This is a genomic window from Streptomyces sp. NPDC046557 (assembly GCF_040645975.1).
Taxonomy (GTDB): Bacteria; Actinomycetota; Actinomycetes; order Streptomycetales; family Streptomycetaceae; genus Streptomyces.
In genome coordinates this window covers 25,612-40,713 of sequence record NZ_JBEYZH010000010.1, presented here as the reverse complement: position 1 = coordinate 40,713, position 15,102 = coordinate 25,612, and the positions used below count along the sequence as shown (strand labels likewise).

Below are 15,102 nucleotides of genomic sequence, written 5' to 3'. Positions count from 1 at the left end.
ACATTTTGATACCGGGAGGTTCTACTCTTCGCGCCGGTCCTCGCGGCGGTCCTGCGGGCGTCGCTTCCCGTCCAGTTCGTCCCACCACTCGTCGGACTTGGGGTCGCCCGAGGGGTCGTCCCACCAGCGGTCCTCCGGGCCGCGCCGATTCGCGGTCATCGCGGCGAACGGCGGGATGACCATGGCGACGACGCACAGCGCGACGGCGGCCTCCACCGACCACAGGCGCACGAACGCCCAGGCGGAGACGAAGAGGAACAGACATCCGCCCATCATCAGGAAATAGACGCGGCGCCGCTTGGCGTACATACCTCCAGAGTAGGGCGGTCCCGCAAAGGCGCGAAGGGCCGCGCCGAGCCCGGACGGCGCGAAGGGCCGCACCCCGTTCCAGTGGCGTCCAACCCCCTGGGGTGCGGCCCTCCGGCCGGTCATACGTGGAGCTGCGGTCAGACCGCGATCGCCACGTCCGTCACTCCGCCGGCCTCGGCGACGACGACGGCACGGTCCGCCTGGGCACCCGGGACGAGCGCCCGCAGCGTCCAGGAGCCGGTGGCGGCGTAGAAGCGGAACTGGCCGGTGGCCGAGGTCGGGACCTCGGCGGTGAACTCGCCGGTCGAGTCCAGCAGCCGTACGTAACCGCTTACGGGCTCGCCGTCCTTGGTCACCTGGCCCTGGATGGCGGTCTCACCGGGCTTGAGCGTGGCGAGGTCGGGCCCGCCGATCTGTGCTCCACACATGTTTCTCTGTCCTGTCCTAGAGAGAGCTGGTACCGCGTACGGGGCGACGCGCGCCGCTGCCTACTTGTTCGGGCCGAGCTCGATCGGCACGCCGACCAGCGAGCCGTACTCGGTCCACGAGCCGTCGTAGTTCCTGACGTTCTCCTGGCCCAGGAGCTCGTGCAGCACGAACCACGTGAGCGCGGAGCGCTCACCGATGCGGCAGTAGGCGATGGTGTCCTTTGCCAGGTCGACCTGCTCGGCCTCGTAGAGGGCGGTCAGCTCTTCGTCGGACTTGAAGGTGCCGTCGTCGTTGGCGTTCTTCGACCAGGGGATGTTGCGGGCGCTCGGCACGTGGCCGGGGCGCTGCGACTGCTCCTGCGGGAGGTGCGCCGGGGCGAGCAGCTTGCCGGAGAACTCGTCGGGCGACCGGACGTCGACCAGGTTCTGGTTGCCGATCGCGGCCACGACGTCGTCGCGGAAGGCGCGGATCGAGGCGTCCTGGGGCTTGGCCTTGTACTGGGTGGCCGGGCGGTTCGGGACGTTCTTGCCGTCGACCAGGTCGCGGGAGTCGAGCTCCCACTTCTTGCGGCCGCCGTCGAGCAGGCGGACGTCCTGGTGGCCGTAGAGCTTGAAGTACCAGTAGGCGTAGGACGCGAACCAGTTGTTGTTTCCGCCGTAGAGGACGACCGTGTCGTCGTTGGAGATGCCCTTGGCGGAGAGCAGCTTCTCGAAGCCCTCCTGGTCCACGAAGTCACGGCGGACCGGGTCCTGGAGGTCGCTCTTCCAGTCGATCCGGACGGCGTTGGTGATGTGGTTCTTGTCGTAGGCGGACGTGTCCTCGTCCACCTCGACGATGACGACGTTGGCGTCGTTCAGGTGGGCCTCGACCCAGTCGGCGTCAACGAGGACGTCGCTGCGGCTCATGGTTTCTCCTCCGGGGCAGTGTGCGGCGGGACGGTGCTGGTGCTGCTGCGGGGTGGTGCTCGTGCGCGACGCTCCGGACGGCGGCCGGCGGTGCCCTGCGCGGGGAGGCGTCAGGGGGCGGCGGGGCGGGTCGCGGGGGCGGTCACGCGGGGAAGGCCGTCTACGGCCGGTGGAGCGGAAGGGCTCACACCGCTAGATGGAGCGACAGAGCATGGCGGCGACGCGACACAGGTCTACTGCCCGCCGCTTCGTGAGGTCCGCCTGCTGATGCTTCATAGGTAGGGATCGTAGGGACGAATCGGCCGCCCTGTCACCGGTGTGTCATATGGCGAGACAGGATCGTCCGAATGGCGGGACGAGGAGAGCCCCGGAGGCCGTCTCACGGCCTCCGGGGCTCCTTCTGGCGGTCCGCCCATCTGCGGATCGGACCTGGCCGTCTCACGATCCGGCCAGCACCACGTCCGTGCCCGTCAGCGAGAGGTGTACGCCCGCCTCGTCCGAGGTCAGTGCCGAGAGCTGGAGCCCGGCCGGCAGGCCCCCGTCGACCGAGCGGTCGAAGTCGGTCTGCTTCCGCACGAGCCGCTCAAGGCCGGGGATGCCCTCGCCCGGCACCTCGTCGGCGCGCACCCGGACGATCTTCCCCTTGCCGGACGGGGCGTCCGCGAGGGTGACGGTCGACACGACGCTGCGCGTCAGGCTCTTGCCCAGGATCTCCACCCGGGCGGTGACCTTCACCTTCCCCGGCTGCCCGCCGTAGGCGACGGTGACGCCGGTCTGCGACGCCTCGGTGAGGTCCGCGTACGAGACGAACGCGGTGCCCTCGGCGCGCCGGGCCGTGCCGCCGCTGTAGTCGCCGTTCAACTCCACCCCGTGGAAGGACGCGTCGAGCCGGGTCAGACGGGTCTTGCGGCCGTCGGCGGTGGCCTCGACCCCCTTGAGCGTCAGGTCGACCTGGTCGAGGTCGTGGCTGAGCGCCTGGGTCAGGAAGGGGAATCCGTGGATGTCCACCTCGGCAGTGCCCGCGAGCCCCTGACGGGCCTGTATGCGTTCGGCGAGCCGGTTCTCGGCATAGCCGACCGCCCAGCGGTCGGCGCCCACGAAGAGCCCTCCCAGGATCACTGCGATGATGACGACGACGCGTAGAAAACGCACGTGCCCCTCCCCCTACTGATCGGTACGTGCGCTCTAGTTGACCATGTCCGGACATGTGGCCGCCGTCAGCACGGCGGTCAGCCGACCACCCGGCCCATCAGGTAGACCGCCGGCGCGGCGGCCGCGAGCGGCAGCGCGACACCGGCCGTCATGTGGACGAACTTCGACGGGTAGTCGTACGCGGCCACCCGCAGCCCGACCAGCGCGCACACGCCGGCCGCCAGCCCGACCAGTGCCCCGCCTGCCCCGAGACCGTTCAGCGAACCGACCGCGATGCCCGCGCCGGCCGCGGCGGCCAACGAGACGGCGACGGAAGCCGGGGACGGAAGCGGCAGCGCGCGGGCGAAGACGGCCACCGCCACGGCGGTCGCGCCGACGCCGACGGCGGACGAGTCGGCGGCCAGGAACCCGGCGCAGACGATGGCGAGGGCGGCCGAGGCCACCGAGGCCATCAGGCCGTACATCCGCTCGTCGGGGTCGGCGTGGCTGCGCAGCTGGAGGACCAGGGTGAGCAGCACCCAGGCACCGAGGGTGCCGATGATCGCGCCGGGGCCGTACGCCTCGTCCACCGCGAGCACCGCCGCGTCCGCGACGACGGCTCCGGCGAAGGCGAGGGCGATGCCCTGGCGGGCGGGCCACATGCCGTTGAGGCGGAACCAGCCGGCCGCGGTGAGCCCTTGGAGGGCGATCAGCGGCACGAGCAGTGCGAGGTCGCCGAGCGCGGCGGCGCCGGCCAGCAGCAGCCCGAGGGCGGCGGTCAGCAGCGCCGACTGCGGGCCGGGGTCGATGATCGGCGACCGGCCCTCGGCGCGGGCCTGGGCGGGGTCGACGGCGCGCAGGGTGTTCCCGGCCAGGGTCGGCGGCGAGTAGTCGGGCTCCTCCTGCTCCTCGACGGACTCCGGCACTCCGCGCGGAGCGGCGTGCGACCGGGGGGCGGCGTGCGACCGGGGTGCGGCGTGCGACCGGGGTGCGGCGTGCGCGCCGGTCGGCGGGGCCATGGCGTCCGTGATCGGCGGGAGGTAGGCCGTCGCGGCGGCGTCGTCGCTCCGCACGGGCGGCAGGTACGCGGTCGCGGCGGCGTCCGCGTGCGAAGGCGCGGCAGCCTGGGGCTGGAGGTAGGCCGTCGAGTCGGCCCAGTTCCCGGGAGCGGGGGCGGGGGACGCGGGGGCCTCCTCGCGGAACCAGCCCTGCGGGGCCATGTCGTCCCGTACCGGCGGCAGGTACGCGGTCTCCGCCTGCCACTCCGGCGCGGGCGCCTGCTGCGGGGCCTCCTCGCGGAACCAGCCCTCGGGCACCACCGGAGGCTGCGCGTGGGACTGCTGCTGCGGCTGCGGCTGCGGCTGCGGCTGCGGCTGCGGCTGCTGCGGGGCCTGCTCCCGGTAGGGCGGCAGGTACGCGGTCTGCGCGGCCCAGTCGGAGGCGGGCGCCTGGGCCGGGGCCGCGTCCCGGAACCACCCCTCGGGCGCCACCGGCTGCTGCCCCTGGCCGGGCACCCCGCCCAGCGGCGGAGCGGGCGGCTGCGGAACCTGCTGCACCGGCACCGGCACCGGCTGGTAGCCGGTCTCCCAGGTCTCGGACTGCCAGGTCTGGGTCCCGTACGGGTCCTGCGGGGCGCCCTGCGGCTGCTGTTGTTCGTCGGAGTTGCTCATCGGCTCCCGCTCACCCGCCCGCGAACGGCGGAAGCACCTCGACGGTGCCCCCTTCCGTCAGCAGGACGGCATCGTGCGGGCGCTTGCCCACAGGCTCGTCGTTCACGAGGAAGGAGCAGCGCAGCAGGACCCGGGTCAGTTCACCCGGGTGGCGTTCCCGCACGGCGTCGAGCGCCTCGGCCAGCGTGCGCGCCGAGTACGGCTCCTCCGCCGTCTCGGCGGCGGCCTTGGCCGCCGCCCAGTAGCGGATGGTTCCGGTTGCCACTGCTGCTCCCATCGTCGGCTCTCTACCGTCGGCCTCCATGATGACGCCTCCCACCGGATGCCCGGCGTGGCGGGAACCACAGAAGAGGGATCTGATGAGACCTCGGCCGCGAAAGGGCCCGTGGGCTATCCTGGCGGTGCAGAGGATCCGGGCAACGTAGCCCCCGGGTCCTTTTGTGCTTTCAGCACGTTGAACGGACCGAGAACAGGTGCCGTCCGGGCCCCAGGGCGCGGGGACCGGGCGGGCGCCACACGAAGTCGTACGAAGCAGTGCCGCGAAAGTCCTCGACGGGACCGAGGAGGAACCGAGTGATGGACCAGCGAACCGTGCACGCGCACAGGGGCGTGCACGACCACCCGACCCGGGCAGGTGGTCGGGCATGAGCTCGCTCCTGCTCCTCACCAACGCCCTGCAGCCGTCCACCGAGGTGCTGCCGGCACTCGGACTGTTGCTCCACAACGTCCGGGTCGCCCCCGCGGAGGGCCCGGCCCTCGTGGACACGCCCGGCGCCGACGTGATCCTCGTCGACGGCCGCCGCGACCTGCCGCAGGTGCGGTCGCTGTGCCAACTGCTGCGCTCCACCGGGCCCGGCTGCCCGCTGATCCTCGTCGTCACCGAGGGCGGCCTCGCGGCCGTCACCGCCGACTGGGGCATCGACGACGTCCTCCTCGACACCGCCGGGCCGGCCGAGGTCGAGGCGCGGCTGCGGCTGGCCACCGGCCGTCAGCAGCTCGGCTCGGACGACTCCCCGATGGAGATCCGCAACGGTGACCTGTCGGTCGACGAGGCGACGTACTCCGCGAAGCTGAAGGGCCGGGTCCTGGACCTCACCTTCAAGGAGTTCGAACTGTTGAAGTACCTCGCCCAGCACCCGGGCCGGGTCTTCACGCGTGCCCAGCTCCTCCAGGAGGTGTGGGGCTACGACTACTTCGGCGGCACGCGGACGGTGGACGTCCACGTACGGCGGCTGCGCGCCAAGCTCGGCCCCGAGCACGAGTCGCTGATCGGTACGGTCCGCAACGTCGGCTACCGCTTCGTCACGCCGGAGAAGGTGGAACGGGCGGCGGCGGAAGCGGCGGCCCAGGCCGCCGCGGCCCTCCCCCGGATGGAGGAAGCCCCGGTCACCGTCCAGTCGGCAGGACGCCCTGCCCAGAGGTAGGTCACCCCGCGTAGACTGCCGCGCGTGGCCAAGGTGACGCGGGATGACGTGGCGCGACTTGCGGGTACCTCTACCGCCGTCGTGAGCTACGTCATCAATAACGGACCCAGGCCGGTTGCCCCGGCCACGCGCGAGCGTGTACTCGCCGCGATCAAGGACCTGGGCTACCGGCCCGACCGGGTGGCCCAGGCGATGGCCTCGCGGCGCACCGACCTCATAGGCATGATCGTGCCCGACGCGCGGCAGCCGTTCTTCGCGGAGATGGCGCACGCGGTCGAACAGGCCGCCGCCGAGCGCGGGAAGATGGTGCTGGTCGGCAACTCGGACTACCGCGACGAGCGCGAGGTCCACTACCTGCGGGCCTTCCTCGGCATGCGGGTGTCCGGGCTGATCCTGGTCAGCCAGGGCATGAGCGAGCGTGCGGCCTCGGAGATCGAGGCGTGGGACGCCCGGATCGTGCTGCTGCACGAACGGCCCGAGGCGATCGACGACGTCGCGGTCATCACGGACGACATCGGCGGCGCGCAGCTCGCGACGCGGCACCTGCTTGAGCACGGGCACCCGTACGTCGCCTGTATCGGCGGCGTCGAGAACACCCCGTCGGTCGGCGACCCGGTCGCGGACCACGTCGAGGGGTGGCGCCGGGCGATGCTGGAGGCCGGGCGGTCGGTGGAGGGCCGGCTGTTCGAGGCCCCGTACAACCGCTACGACGCGTACACGGTCGCCCTGGAGGTCCTGTCGGGCCCCGACCGGCCGCCGGCGATCTTCTGCGCGACGGATGACCAGGCGATCGGTGTGCTGCGGGCGGCGCGGGAGCTGCGGATCGACGTGCCGGGGGAGCTGGCGGTGGCCGGCTTCGACGACGTCAAGGAAGCCGCCCTGACGGACCCGCCGCTGACGACGATCGCCTCGGACCGCCCGGCGATGGCCCGCGCGGCGGTGGACCTCGTCCTGGACGACGCCCTCCGCGTGGCCGGCTCGCGCCGGGAGCGGCTGAAGCAGTTCCCGTCGGCACTGGTGATCCGCCGCTCCTGCGGCTGCCGCCCGCTTTCTTGACGCGCCCCTCGCACCACTCGGCCCTTGCGGGCCTCCCGGGCTTCGGCACGCTGCCCCGAACTCCGTCCGGCGGACGCCGGGCGGAGCCCCCGCCCTTGCCGCCTTCCGGCCGCCGGGCCCATCAGCCTCGCATTCGAGGCGCGGGCCCCGGGGCCCGGCCCCCCGGCAACGGCGCCGCACCCGCCACCGGGCCCGGCCCAATCCAGCCCCGCCGGCGTTTGAGGCGCGGGGCGGAGCCGCGCAGCGCCCGGCGCAGCCGGGGCCGCACTCCGCGAAGCGACCGGCCTTATATCGGGCATACACGGTTCTGTCGGGCTTCTCAGCCGGGACTCAGATTGCTCTCATGATCACGGGACACAGTGCAGACATGACCGACAGCTTCCGCCGCGAAGGCGAGTACCACGAGTACCCCCCGCCCCCCGCGTACCCCCCGGCGGCAGCCCCCGCGCCGCCCAGGGCGCGGCGGCCCGTCGCACTGCTCGCCGCCGTGGCGATCGCCGCAGCCCTCATCGGCGGCGGGACCGCCGCCGCCGTCGAGGAGCTGCTCGTACAGCACGGCACCGGCGCCGCCGGCATCTCCGGCACCAACGTCTCGCAGTCCAGCACCGGCACGGTCGCCGGCGTCGCCGAACAGGTCAGCCCCTCCGTCGTCCGGATCGACACCAGCACCGGCTCCGGCCAGGGCACCGGCTCCGGCATCCTCCTCACCGCCGACGGCGAGATCGTCACCAACAACCACGTCGTCAGCGGCGCCACCGAGATCCAGGTGACGACGAGCGACGGCAAGAAGTACGCCGCCAAGACCCTGGGCACCGACCCCGCCAAGGACCTGGCCCTCATCAAGCTCCAGGGCGCCTCCGGCCTCAAGGCCGCGAAGCTCGGCAACTCCGACAACCTCCGCGTCGGCGACCAGGTCGTCGCCATCGGCTCCCCCGACCGTCTCACCGGCACCGTCACCAGCGGTATCGTCTCGGCGCTGAACCGCGACGTGAGCGTCCCGAAGTCCGAGGAGCAGCAGACCCCCCAGCGCCGCCAGGGCGGCGGAGGCTGGCCCTTCTCCTACGACGGTCAGCAGTTCAACGGTGGCACCGGCAAGAACACCACTTCGTACAAGGCCATCCAGACCGACGCCTCCCTCAACCCGGGCAACTCCGGCGGGGCCCTCGTCAACATGAACGGCGAGATCGTCGGGATGCCCTCCGCGATCTACTCCCCCTCGGCGGACAGTGCCGGCGCCGGCAGCGTCGGCCTCGGCTTCGCCATCCCGGTCAACACGATCAAGGGCGAGCTGTCCTCGCTCCGCCAGGGCGGCACCGGCACCGACAACGGAACCGGCAACAGCAACGGCACCGGTGCCGACAGCGGCGGCGACAGCGGCCTGAACTCCTTCTGACGCTCCTGGCCCGAGGGGGTGTCTGACGGATCAGGGCCGGGCCCGGCCGCCTGGCCGTCCGACCCTGATCCTTCTGACACCCCCTAGCCTGGGGAAGCCGCCGCACCACCGACCGACCACCACCCTGGGGGACCGACCATGGCCGCAACGACTGCCGGAAGCGCCGAAGGCGACCCCCAGCGCGTCCTCGTCGTCGACGACGAGCCGGCCGTCCGCGAGGCCCTGCGCCGCAGCCTGGCCTTCGAGGGGTACGCGGCAAAGACCGCCGTCGACGGGCTCGACGCCCTCGACAAGGCGGCCGCGTACGCCCCCGACCTGATCGTCCTGGACATCCAGATGCCGCGCATGGACGGTCTCACCGCGGCCCGCCGGCTGCGCGCCTCCGGCAGCACCACTCCCATCCTGATGCTGACCGCCCGCGACACCGTCGGCGACCGCGTCACCGGCCTCGACGCGGGCGCCGACGACTACCTCGTCAAACCCTTCGAGCTCGACGAGCTCTTCGCCCGGGTCCGCGCCCTGCTGCGCCGCAGCGCCTACGCCGCCCCCGCGCCCGCGCCCGGCAGCGCACAACCCGAGCACACCCTGACCTTCGGCGACCTGCGCATGGACCTCACCACCCGCGAGGTCACCCGCGCCGGCCGCCCCGTGGAACTGACCCGTACCGAGTTCACGCTGCTGGAGATGTTCCTCTCCCACCCCCGCCAGGTCCTGACCCGCGAGCAGATCCTGAAGACGGTCTGGGGATTCGACTTCGAGCCCAGCTCCAACTCCCTCGACGTGTACGTGATGTACCTGCGCCGCAAGACCGAGGCCGGCGGCGAGCCGCGCCTGGTGCACACCGTGCGCGGCGTGGGGTACGTACTGCGCGCGGGCGAGAGCGGACCGGAATGAGCCCGGTCGCCCGGTTCCGCGGCCTGCCGCTGCGCTCCCGGTTGGCCCTGTTGGTGACCGTGGCGGTGGCGGTCGCCGTGGCGGCCGTCGCCGTCGTCAGCTGGTTCATGGTCCGTACCCAGCTGAGCGACCAGCTCGACAGCTCCCTGCGCTCCACCAACGCCAGCGCGCAGGCCAACCAGACGCTGTCCGAGGTCGGCTGCCGCGAGAAGGTGCCGGGCGCCGTCGTCAACAACCTGAGCGCACAGGTGCAGATCGTCCTGCCCTCGGGCGGCCGGTGCTGGGTGGACGGCAAGAACACCCTCCCGGTGACCGGGTACGACCTCCAGGTCGCCCAGGGCCGGCGCGGGGCCGTGCTGTACGACGGCCGTACCACCGAAGGCACCCCGGTACGGGTCTACACGCAGCCGGTGAACGTCAGCGGGCCGGTGGGCGGCACCGTCGCCATCTCGGTCGCCAAGCCGCTCGCCGACATCGACAGGCCGCTGTCCACTTTGGCCTGGGTGCTGCTGTTCGTCTCCGGCGTCGGTGTCGTCGGCGCGGGCGTGGCCGGGCTGTGGGTGGCCCGGACCGGTCTGCGGCCGGTCGACGAACTGACCGGCGCGGTCGAGCACATCGCGCGCACCGAGGACCTGACCGTGAGGATCCCCGACGACGGCGACGACGAGATCGCCCGCCTGTCGCGGTCCTTCAACTCGATGACGGCGGCCCTCGCCTCCTCCCGCGACCGCCAGGCCCAGCTCATCGCGGACGCCGGGCACGAGCTGCGCACCCCGTTGACCTCGCTCCGCACCAACGTCGAACTGCTCGCGCGCAGCGAGGAGACCGGCCGGGCCATCCCGCCGCAGGACCGCAAGGAGCTGCTGGCCTCGGTCAAGGCGCAGATGACGGAGCTGGCCGCGCTGATCGGCGACCTCCAGGAGCTGTCCCGGCCGGACGCCGCGGCCCACGTACGGCTGGAGGTGGTGGCCCTGCACGACATCGCGGAGACGGCGCTGTCCCGGGCCCGGCTGCGCGGCCCCGACCTGACCTTCGGCTCCGAGCTGCGGCCCTGGTACGTACGGGGCGAGGCGGCCGCGCTGGAGCGGGCGGTGGTCAACCTGCTGGACAACGCGGTGAAGTTCAGCCCGCCGGGCGGCGTGGTGGAGGTGGCGTTGCGGGCGGGCGAGCTGACCGTACGGGACCACGGGCCCGGTGTCCCGGCCGATGACCTCCCGTACGTCTTCGAGCGGTTCTGGCGTTCCCCGTCGGCACGCGCCCTGCCCGGCAGCGGGCTCGGTCTGTCCATCGTGGCGCGTACGGCGCAGCGGGCGGGCGGGAGCGCCGAGCTGCGGGCGCCGACGGACGGCGGGCCGGGCACCGAGGCGGTGCTCCGCATCCCGGGGGCGCCGACCCCGCCGCCCGCTCGGACCCCGTCAGTTGTGTCGGATCAGTGAGGCGATCAGGCCGGCGCGGGTGCCCGGAAAGTCCATCGGGACGATGCCGAGCCCGGTGCGGCCCGCCGTCTCGGCGCCGTCGACGAAGGCGTGGACCTGCGGGTTGAGCCGGTCGGAGTTCCAGCGCGGGGGCATGTACGCGGAGGTGCTGGTGTAGTTCACGAACAGCTTGCCGGGCTGTTGGACGGCCCGGCGGAACTGGTCCTCGATCTTGCCGCGTTTGGCGAACGGCTCGGCGTTGTAGTCGTCCTGGATGTCGAAGACGTTCCCGTCGCCGTAGCGCAGGCCGGGCAGCCCGCCGTTGTCGGCGAGCAGCACCACCTTCCCGCGCGCCTGGCCGACCGAGCCGGGCAGGGCGTCGGCGATCCGGAACAGCGGGCGCCAGCCCCGGTTGTCGAGGTAGTCGTCGAAGACGACCCGGAAGGTCGCGTCGCTCTCGGTCGAGTACTCCTGCTTGACGCGCATCAGCACGGTCTCGGAGGGGTGCGCGGCGAGGAAGTTCCGACAGGCCACGAGGACGTCGCCGAACATCAGGCCCTGGTAGAAGGTGCCGTGGTGGATCGCGAACGATCCGCCGGTGACCCGGCAGCGGACATCGAGGAACCGGATGCCGGAGTCGAGCTGTTCGGCGATCGAGGTGTTCTGGCAGGCGACGTAGAGGCCGCCCTGGCGGGCGCCGGAGTCGTGGGTGCCGGGGATGGTCATCCGCTGGAGGGGCGTGGAGTCGGCGAGGCCGGCCATCCAGTCCTGGGTGCCGAGCGCGGCGCCGGCCGTACGGGCGGAGAAGGTACGGCCGGCGAAGGCACGCGCCGCGGCCGGGGCCGTACGGGCGGAGGCCGGGGTCGCCGCGCCCAGTGTCAGCGCCGCGCCCGCCCCGGCCGCCAGCGCCCCCGTGAGAAATGCCCGCCGATCCAGTGCCATGCCCGCCCCTTCTCCGGTCCAGTGGTCGGACCGGAGTATGGCGTGCGGGAGCGGCCTTTACTACCCGTCGGTACGGGTCATCTTTCGAGCAACTCGGCCATGGCACGCAGCCCTTGGGCCAGCTCGCGCCCGTTCGGCGCCTCCTGGGGGTCGGTCAGCGCCTGCACCATCACCCCGGTGAGCAGCGCGAGGTGCACCGACCCGAGGCCCCGTACGTCCTCCTCCGAGACCGCTTCCTCCGCCAGGCCCCGCCAGTGGGCGGCGACCATCCGGCGCGAACCGCGCTGGGCGGCGGCCAGGGTCGCGAGCAGCTCGGGTGAGGACTGCGCGTGCACGAACGCCTCGATGGAGGCGATCCACAGCCAGCGCGTCTCGCCGAAGTCCGCGATCTTGCGGTCCCACATGTCGGCGTAGCGCTCCGCGGCGGTGTCCCCCTGTCCGTCCAGCCGGCCGGCCGCCGCCGACCACTCGTCCATGGCCGCGAACAGCGCCTGATCGAGCAGGGCCTCGCGGGAGCCGAAGTGGTAGCCGATCGCCGCCATGCTCACCCGCGAGGCGGAGGCGATGTCGCGCACGGTGGTGCGCAGGTACCCCTTCTCCTCCAGGCAGCGGCGCGCTCCGGCCAGCAGGTCCTCGCGATTTCCCATGCCGGGATCGTAGCCGCGCCGCCGATTGCGCAATCGCCCAAGACGCACGTATTGCGCGAGCGCCCAAATCCTGGCAGGGTCGTACCCGTCACCACAGGACGCCCCGAGGAGAGCGGTAACCATGCGCCACGAGCTGACCGTCGACGGCCGCACCCTGTCGTACCTGGACTTCGGCGGCCCCGGCCGCCCCCTGCTCGCCCTCCACGGCGGCATGTCCGAGGCCCTCGCCTTCACCGGCCTCGCCGAGTCCCTCGGCGCCGACTGGCGGGTCATCGCCCCCGACCAGCGCGGCCACGGCGACTCCGACCGGGCCCCCCACTACCGGCGCGAGGGCTACGTCGCCGACGCCGTCGCCCTGCTGGACCACCTCGGACTCGACGCCCCCGTACCCGTGCTCGGCTACTCCCTCGGCGGCCTCAACGCCATCCACCTCGCCGCCGCCCACCCGAGCCGGATCAGCGCGCTGATCGACGTCGACTGCGGCGTGGAGGTCAACCCCGGCGGGAACGAATGGATGGCCTTCCTCCACACCATGCGCTACACCGCCCCCACCCGCGAGGAACTCCTCGACGCGGCCGGACCGGTCGGTGCCCGGTTCGTCGAGCAGGCCCTGCGCCCGCTCCCCGACGGCGCCGGCCGGCGGCTCCCCTTCCACCCTCAGGACATGCTCGACTCCGTCGAGTCCTGCCGCGGCGACCACTGGGACGCCTGGCTCGGCAGCGACTGCCCCGCCCTGCTCGTCCACGGCACCCACAGCCGGTCGCTCCCGCAGGGGCAGGCCGACGCGATGGTCGCCCGGCGGCCCGGGACCTCGTACGCCCCCCTGGACGGCGACCACTTCGTGCCCTTCACCGACCCGCAGGGCTTCCACAAGGCCGTCGGGACGTTCCTGGCCACCCTGTGACCGCCCCACGACGAGAAAGGGGCGGCGGGCCGCCCGGCCCACCGCCCCTCCGGGGCTACCCGCCCCGTTCACCGACTACTTGACGACGGTGATCCGGTCCGCCGCCGGCGGGGCGATCGGGGCCGCCGCCGAGGACTTGTTCAGGTACGCGTTGAAGCAGTCCAGGTCGGACGCGCCGACCAGCTTGTTGGTGTGCTCCTTGAGGACGGTGAAGCCGTCACCGCCGCCCGCGAGGAACTCGTTCATCGCGACCCGGTAGGTCTTCGCGGGGTCGATCGCGGCGCCGTTCAGCTTGACCGAGTCCACGACGACGCGGTCCGCGCCCGCCTTCGTCATGTCCAGGGTGTAGGTGAAGCCCTTGGAAACCTGGAGGATCTTCGGGTTCGGCCCGTTGACCGGCCCGGAGACCTGCTGCCGGAGCGCGGTGACGAGCTGGGCGCCGGTCAGGTCGACCACGTTCATCATGTTGGTGAACGGCTGGACGGTGTACGACTCCCCGTACGTCACCACCCCGTCGCCCTCGCTCCCGGCGGCCTTGTAGGCCAGGTCCGCGCGGATTCCGCCCGGGTTCATGATCGCGAGCTGGGCCCCGCCCTTGTCGGCCGGCGCGAGCGCCTCCAACTGCGCGTCGGCGATCAGGTCACCGAGCGGCTTCTCCGGGGCCTCCGAACCGCGGCCCGGCACGTCCGCCGAGATGTAGCCCTCGGGGCGGTTCGCGATCGGGGCCGCGAGCGCGTTCCAGCGCCGGATCAGGTCGGTCATGTCCCCGGCCTTCGGCAGGTCGCGGCCGACGATCTTCTGGACGGGCTTCGGCGCGCCGGCCGGCGTACGGACGATGTCCTTGGTCTGCCGGTCGTAGGTGAGGGTGGTGTCCGTGAACAGCCGGCCGTAGGAGGCCGCCGAGGTCACCGTGCGCGGGTTGCCCGCCGGGTCGGGGATGTCGCAGGAGTACGCCTGGTGGGTGTGGCCCGTCACCAGCGCGTCGACCTTCGGGTCCACGTTCTTCGCGATGTCGACGATGGCACCCGAGATGCCCGCGCCCGCGCCGGGCACGTCGCAGTCGTAGTTGTACGCCCCGCTCGCGGGCAGACCGCCCTCGTGGATCAGCGCGACGATCGACTTCACGCCCTGCTTGTTCAGCTCGTCGGCGTACTTGTTGATCGTCTCGACCTCGTCACCGAACTTGAGGCCCTTGACCCCGTCGGCGGTCACGACGTCCGGGGTGCCCTCCAGGGTCACACCGATGAAGCCGATCTTCACGTCCCCCTTCTTCCAGATGAAGGTGGGCGACAGCAGCGGACGCTTGGTCTTCTCGTCCGTCACATTGGCCGCGAGGTACTGGAACTCCGATCCAGCGAAGGTCTTGCCGTACTCGAAACAGCCGTCGACGGGGTGACAACCGCCGTACCGCATCCGGCGAAGCTCGGTCTTGCCCTCGTCGAACTCGTGGTTGCCGACGCTGGTGACGTCCAGCTTCAGCTTGTTCAGCGCCTCGATCGTCGGCTCGTCGTGGAACATGCCGGACAGCATCGGGCTGGCGCCGATCATGTCACCGGCCGCGGCGGTGACGGAGTACTCGTGCCCCTTGCGGGCCTCACGCAGCGCGGTCGCCATGTACTCGATGCCACCCGCGGGTATGGCCTTGGTCGTGCCGTCGGCCTGGCGTTCGCTCACGGTGCCGGACGAGCCCTGCGGGGGCTCCAGCGTGCCGTGGAGGTCGTTGAACGACAGCATCTGCACGTCGACGGTACGGCTCTTGGCCGCACCGCCACCGGCGGCGGCACCGGCCGGCAGTGCGGCGGCGACCATCGCGCCGGCCCCGGCCGTGAGCGCGAGGGCGGAGAAGGCCAACCGGCGGGAGCGGCGGTGCCGTTGTGGCGTCGCTGACATTTGGTCCCCTTTGTGGACAGCGATACAACTTGGGAGGTCCGCCGAAGCCTAAGGTCAACGCGCGTAGCGTGTCAGGCCCTAATCGGTTACGGG

At 72.2% G+C, this 15,102-nt stretch carries 16 protein-coding genes; 6 read left to right on the top strand and 10 right to left on the bottom strand.

The window, feature by feature from the left end:
• Positions 1-21 precede the first annotated feature (21 nt).
• The 7 genes from ABZ934_RS19250 to ABZ934_RS19220 all read right to left on the bottom strand — a co-directional run bounded on the left by ABZ934_RS19250 (position 22) and on the right by ABZ934_RS19220 (position 4,709).
• Entirely contained in the window at positions 22-309 is a 288-nt protein-coding gene (locus tag ABZ934_RS19250; protein WP_361314446.1) for a DUF3099 domain-containing protein, read from the bottom strand.
• A 137-nt stretch (positions 310-446) separates the two neighbouring features.
• Positions 447-737 carry a DUF1416 domain-containing protein gene (locus tag ABZ934_RS19245; protein ID WP_030030422.1) on the bottom strand — a complete coding sequence of 97 codons (291 nt, stop codon included), beginning with the start codon at positions 735-737 and terminating at the stop codon, positions 447-449.
• 60 nt (positions 738-797) lie between these two features.
• A complete protein-coding gene (locus ABZ934_RS19240) occupies positions 798-1,643 on the bottom strand; it encodes a sulfurtransferase (protein ID WP_361314443.1) in 846 nt (281 codons plus the stop codon).
• Positions 1,644-1,835: 192 nt separating this feature from the next.
• Positions 1,836-1,919 carry a putative leader peptide gene (locus tag ABZ934_RS19235; protein WP_359921537.1) on the bottom strand — a complete coding sequence of 28 codons (84 nt, stop codon included), beginning with the start codon at positions 1,917-1,919 and terminating at the stop codon, positions 1,836-1,838.
• A gap of 162 nt (positions 1,920-2,081) precedes the next feature.
• The gene (locus ABZ934_RS19230) at positions 2,082-2,795 is read right to left on the bottom strand and encodes a DUF2993 domain-containing protein (protein ID WP_361314441.1); all 714 of its coding nucleotides are present in this window, start codon (positions 2,793-2,795) and stop codon (positions 2,082-2,084) included.
• A gap of 77 nt (positions 2,796-2,872) precedes the next feature.
• On the bottom strand, positions 2,873-4,444 hold the full coding sequence (locus ABZ934_RS19225; protein ID WP_361314438.1) for a hypothetical protein: 1,572 nt from the start codon (positions 4,442-4,444) through the stop codon (positions 2,873-2,875).
• Positions 4,445-4,454: 10 nt separating this feature from the next.
• Positions 4,455-4,709: a MoaD/ThiS family protein gene (locus ABZ934_RS19220; protein ID WP_190187233.1), complete on the bottom strand. Its 255-nt coding sequence runs from the start codon at positions 4,707-4,709 to the stop codon at positions 4,455-4,457.
• A 379-nt stretch (positions 4,710-5,088) separates the two neighbouring features.
• On the opposite strand from ABZ934_RS19220, the gene ABZ934_RS19215 reads away from it, so the two are divergent.
• From ABZ934_RS19215 to ABZ934_RS19195, 5 genes are all read left to right on the top strand, one after another.
• Entirely contained in the window at positions 5,089-5,868 is a 780-nt protein-coding gene (locus ABZ934_RS19215; RefSeq protein WP_361314436.1) for a response regulator transcription factor, read from the top strand.
• Between the two features lie 24 nt (positions 5,869-5,892).
• On the top strand, positions 5,893-6,924 hold the full coding sequence (locus ABZ934_RS19210; RefSeq protein WP_361314434.1) for a LacI family DNA-binding transcriptional regulator: 1,032 nt from the start codon (positions 5,893-5,895) through the stop codon (positions 6,922-6,924).
• Between the two features lie 367 nt (positions 6,925-7,291).
• Complete coding sequence (locus tag ABZ934_RS19205; protein WP_361314431.1) at positions 7,292-8,317, top strand: trypsin-like peptidase domain-containing protein; 1,026 nt, start codon at positions 7,292-7,294, stop codon at positions 8,315-8,317.
• 138 nt (positions 8,318-8,455) lie between these two features.
• Positions 8,456-9,211, top strand: coding sequence for a response regulator transcription factor (locus ABZ934_RS19200; protein ID WP_361314429.1), 756 nt, complete (start codon positions 8,456-8,458; stop codon positions 9,209-9,211).
• Complete coding sequence (locus ABZ934_RS19195) at positions 9,208-10,647, top strand: HAMP domain-containing sensor histidine kinase (RefSeq protein WP_361314427.1); 1,440 nt, start codon at positions 9,208-9,210, stop codon at positions 10,645-10,647. The genes ABZ934_RS19200 and ABZ934_RS19195 overlap by 4 nt, the downstream gene beginning before the upstream one ends.
• Here the strand turns inward: ABZ934_RS19195 and ABZ934_RS19190 are convergent.
• On the bottom strand, positions 10,627-11,568 hold the full coding sequence (locus ABZ934_RS19190) for a phosphatidylinositol-specific phospholipase C (protein WP_361314425.1): 942 nt from the start codon (positions 11,566-11,568) through the stop codon (positions 10,627-10,629). The genes ABZ934_RS19195 and ABZ934_RS19190 overlap by 21 nt on opposite strands.
• A gap of 77 nt (positions 11,569-11,645) precedes the next feature.
• Positions 11,646-12,215, bottom strand: a complete 570-nt coding sequence (locus ABZ934_RS19185) for a helix-turn-helix domain-containing protein (RefSeq protein ID WP_361314422.1) — start codon at positions 12,213-12,215, stop codon at positions 11,646-11,648.
• Between the two features lie 121 nt (positions 12,216-12,336).
• Here ABZ934_RS19185 and ABZ934_RS19180 point away from each other — a divergent pair, with 121 nt between their 5' ends.
• On the top strand, positions 12,337-13,119 hold the full coding sequence (locus ABZ934_RS19180; protein ID WP_361314420.1) for an alpha/beta hydrolase: 783 nt from the start codon (positions 12,337-12,339) through the stop codon (positions 13,117-13,119).
• Positions 13,120-13,194: 75 nt separating this feature from the next.
• Here the strand turns inward: ABZ934_RS19180 and ABZ934_RS19175 are convergent, their stop codons facing one another.
• Complete coding sequence (locus ABZ934_RS19175) at positions 13,195-15,009, bottom strand: bifunctional metallophosphatase/5'-nucleotidase (protein WP_361314418.1); 1,815 nt, start codon at positions 15,007-15,009, stop codon at positions 13,195-13,197.
• Positions 15,010-15,102: the final 93 nt, after the last annotated feature.

Excerpts from the sequence above, each read along its gene's own strand:
- ABZ934_RS19250 (WP_361314446.1), bottom strand. The coding sequence starts at position 309 with ATGTACGCCAAGCGGCGCCGCGTCTATTTCCTGATGATGGGCGGATGT.
- ABZ934_RS19245 (WP_030030422.1), bottom strand. The coding sequence starts at position 737 with ATGTGTGGAGCACAGATCGGCGGGCCCGACCTCGCCACGCTCAAGCCC.
- ABZ934_RS19240 (WP_361314443.1), bottom strand. The coding sequence starts at position 1,643 with ATGAGCCGCAGCGACGTCCTCGTTGACGCCGACTGGGTCGAGGCCCAC.
- ABZ934_RS19235 (WP_359921537.1), bottom strand. The coding sequence starts at position 1,919 with ATGAAGCATCAGCAGGCGGACCTCACGAAGCGGCGGGCAGTAGACCTG.
- ABZ934_RS19225 (WP_361314438.1), bottom strand. The coding sequence starts at position 4,444 with ATGAGCAACTCCGACGAACAACAGCAGCCGCAGGGCGCCCCGCAGGAC.
- ABZ934_RS19215 (WP_361314436.1), top strand. The coding sequence starts at position 5,089 with ATGAGCTCGCTCCTGCTCCTCACCAACGCCCTGCAGCCGTCCACCGAG.
- ABZ934_RS19205 (WP_361314431.1), top strand. The coding sequence starts at position 7,292 with ATGACCGACAGCTTCCGCCGCGAAGGCGAGTACCACGAGTACCCCCCG.
- ABZ934_RS19200 (WP_361314429.1), top strand. The coding sequence starts at position 8,456 with ATGGCCGCAACGACTGCCGGAAGCGCCGAAGGCGACCCCCAGCGCGTC.
- ABZ934_RS19195 (WP_361314427.1), top strand. The coding sequence starts at position 9,208 with ATGAGCCCGGTCGCCCGGTTCCGCGGCCTGCCGCTGCGCTCCCGGTTG.
- ABZ934_RS19190 (WP_361314425.1), bottom strand. The coding sequence starts at position 11,568 with ATGGCACTGGATCGGCGGGCATTTCTCACGGGGGCGCTGGCGGCCGGG.
- ABZ934_RS19185 (WP_361314422.1), bottom strand. The coding sequence starts at position 12,215 with ATGGGAAATCGCGAGGACCTGCTGGCCGGAGCGCGCCGCTGCCTGGAG.
- ABZ934_RS19180 (WP_361314420.1), top strand. The coding sequence starts at position 12,337 with ATGCGCCACGAGCTGACCGTCGACGGCCGCACCCTGTCGTACCTGGAC.
- ABZ934_RS19175 (WP_361314418.1), bottom strand. The coding sequence starts at position 15,009 with ATGTCAGCGACGCCACAACGGCACCGCCGCTCCCGCCGGTTGGCCTTC.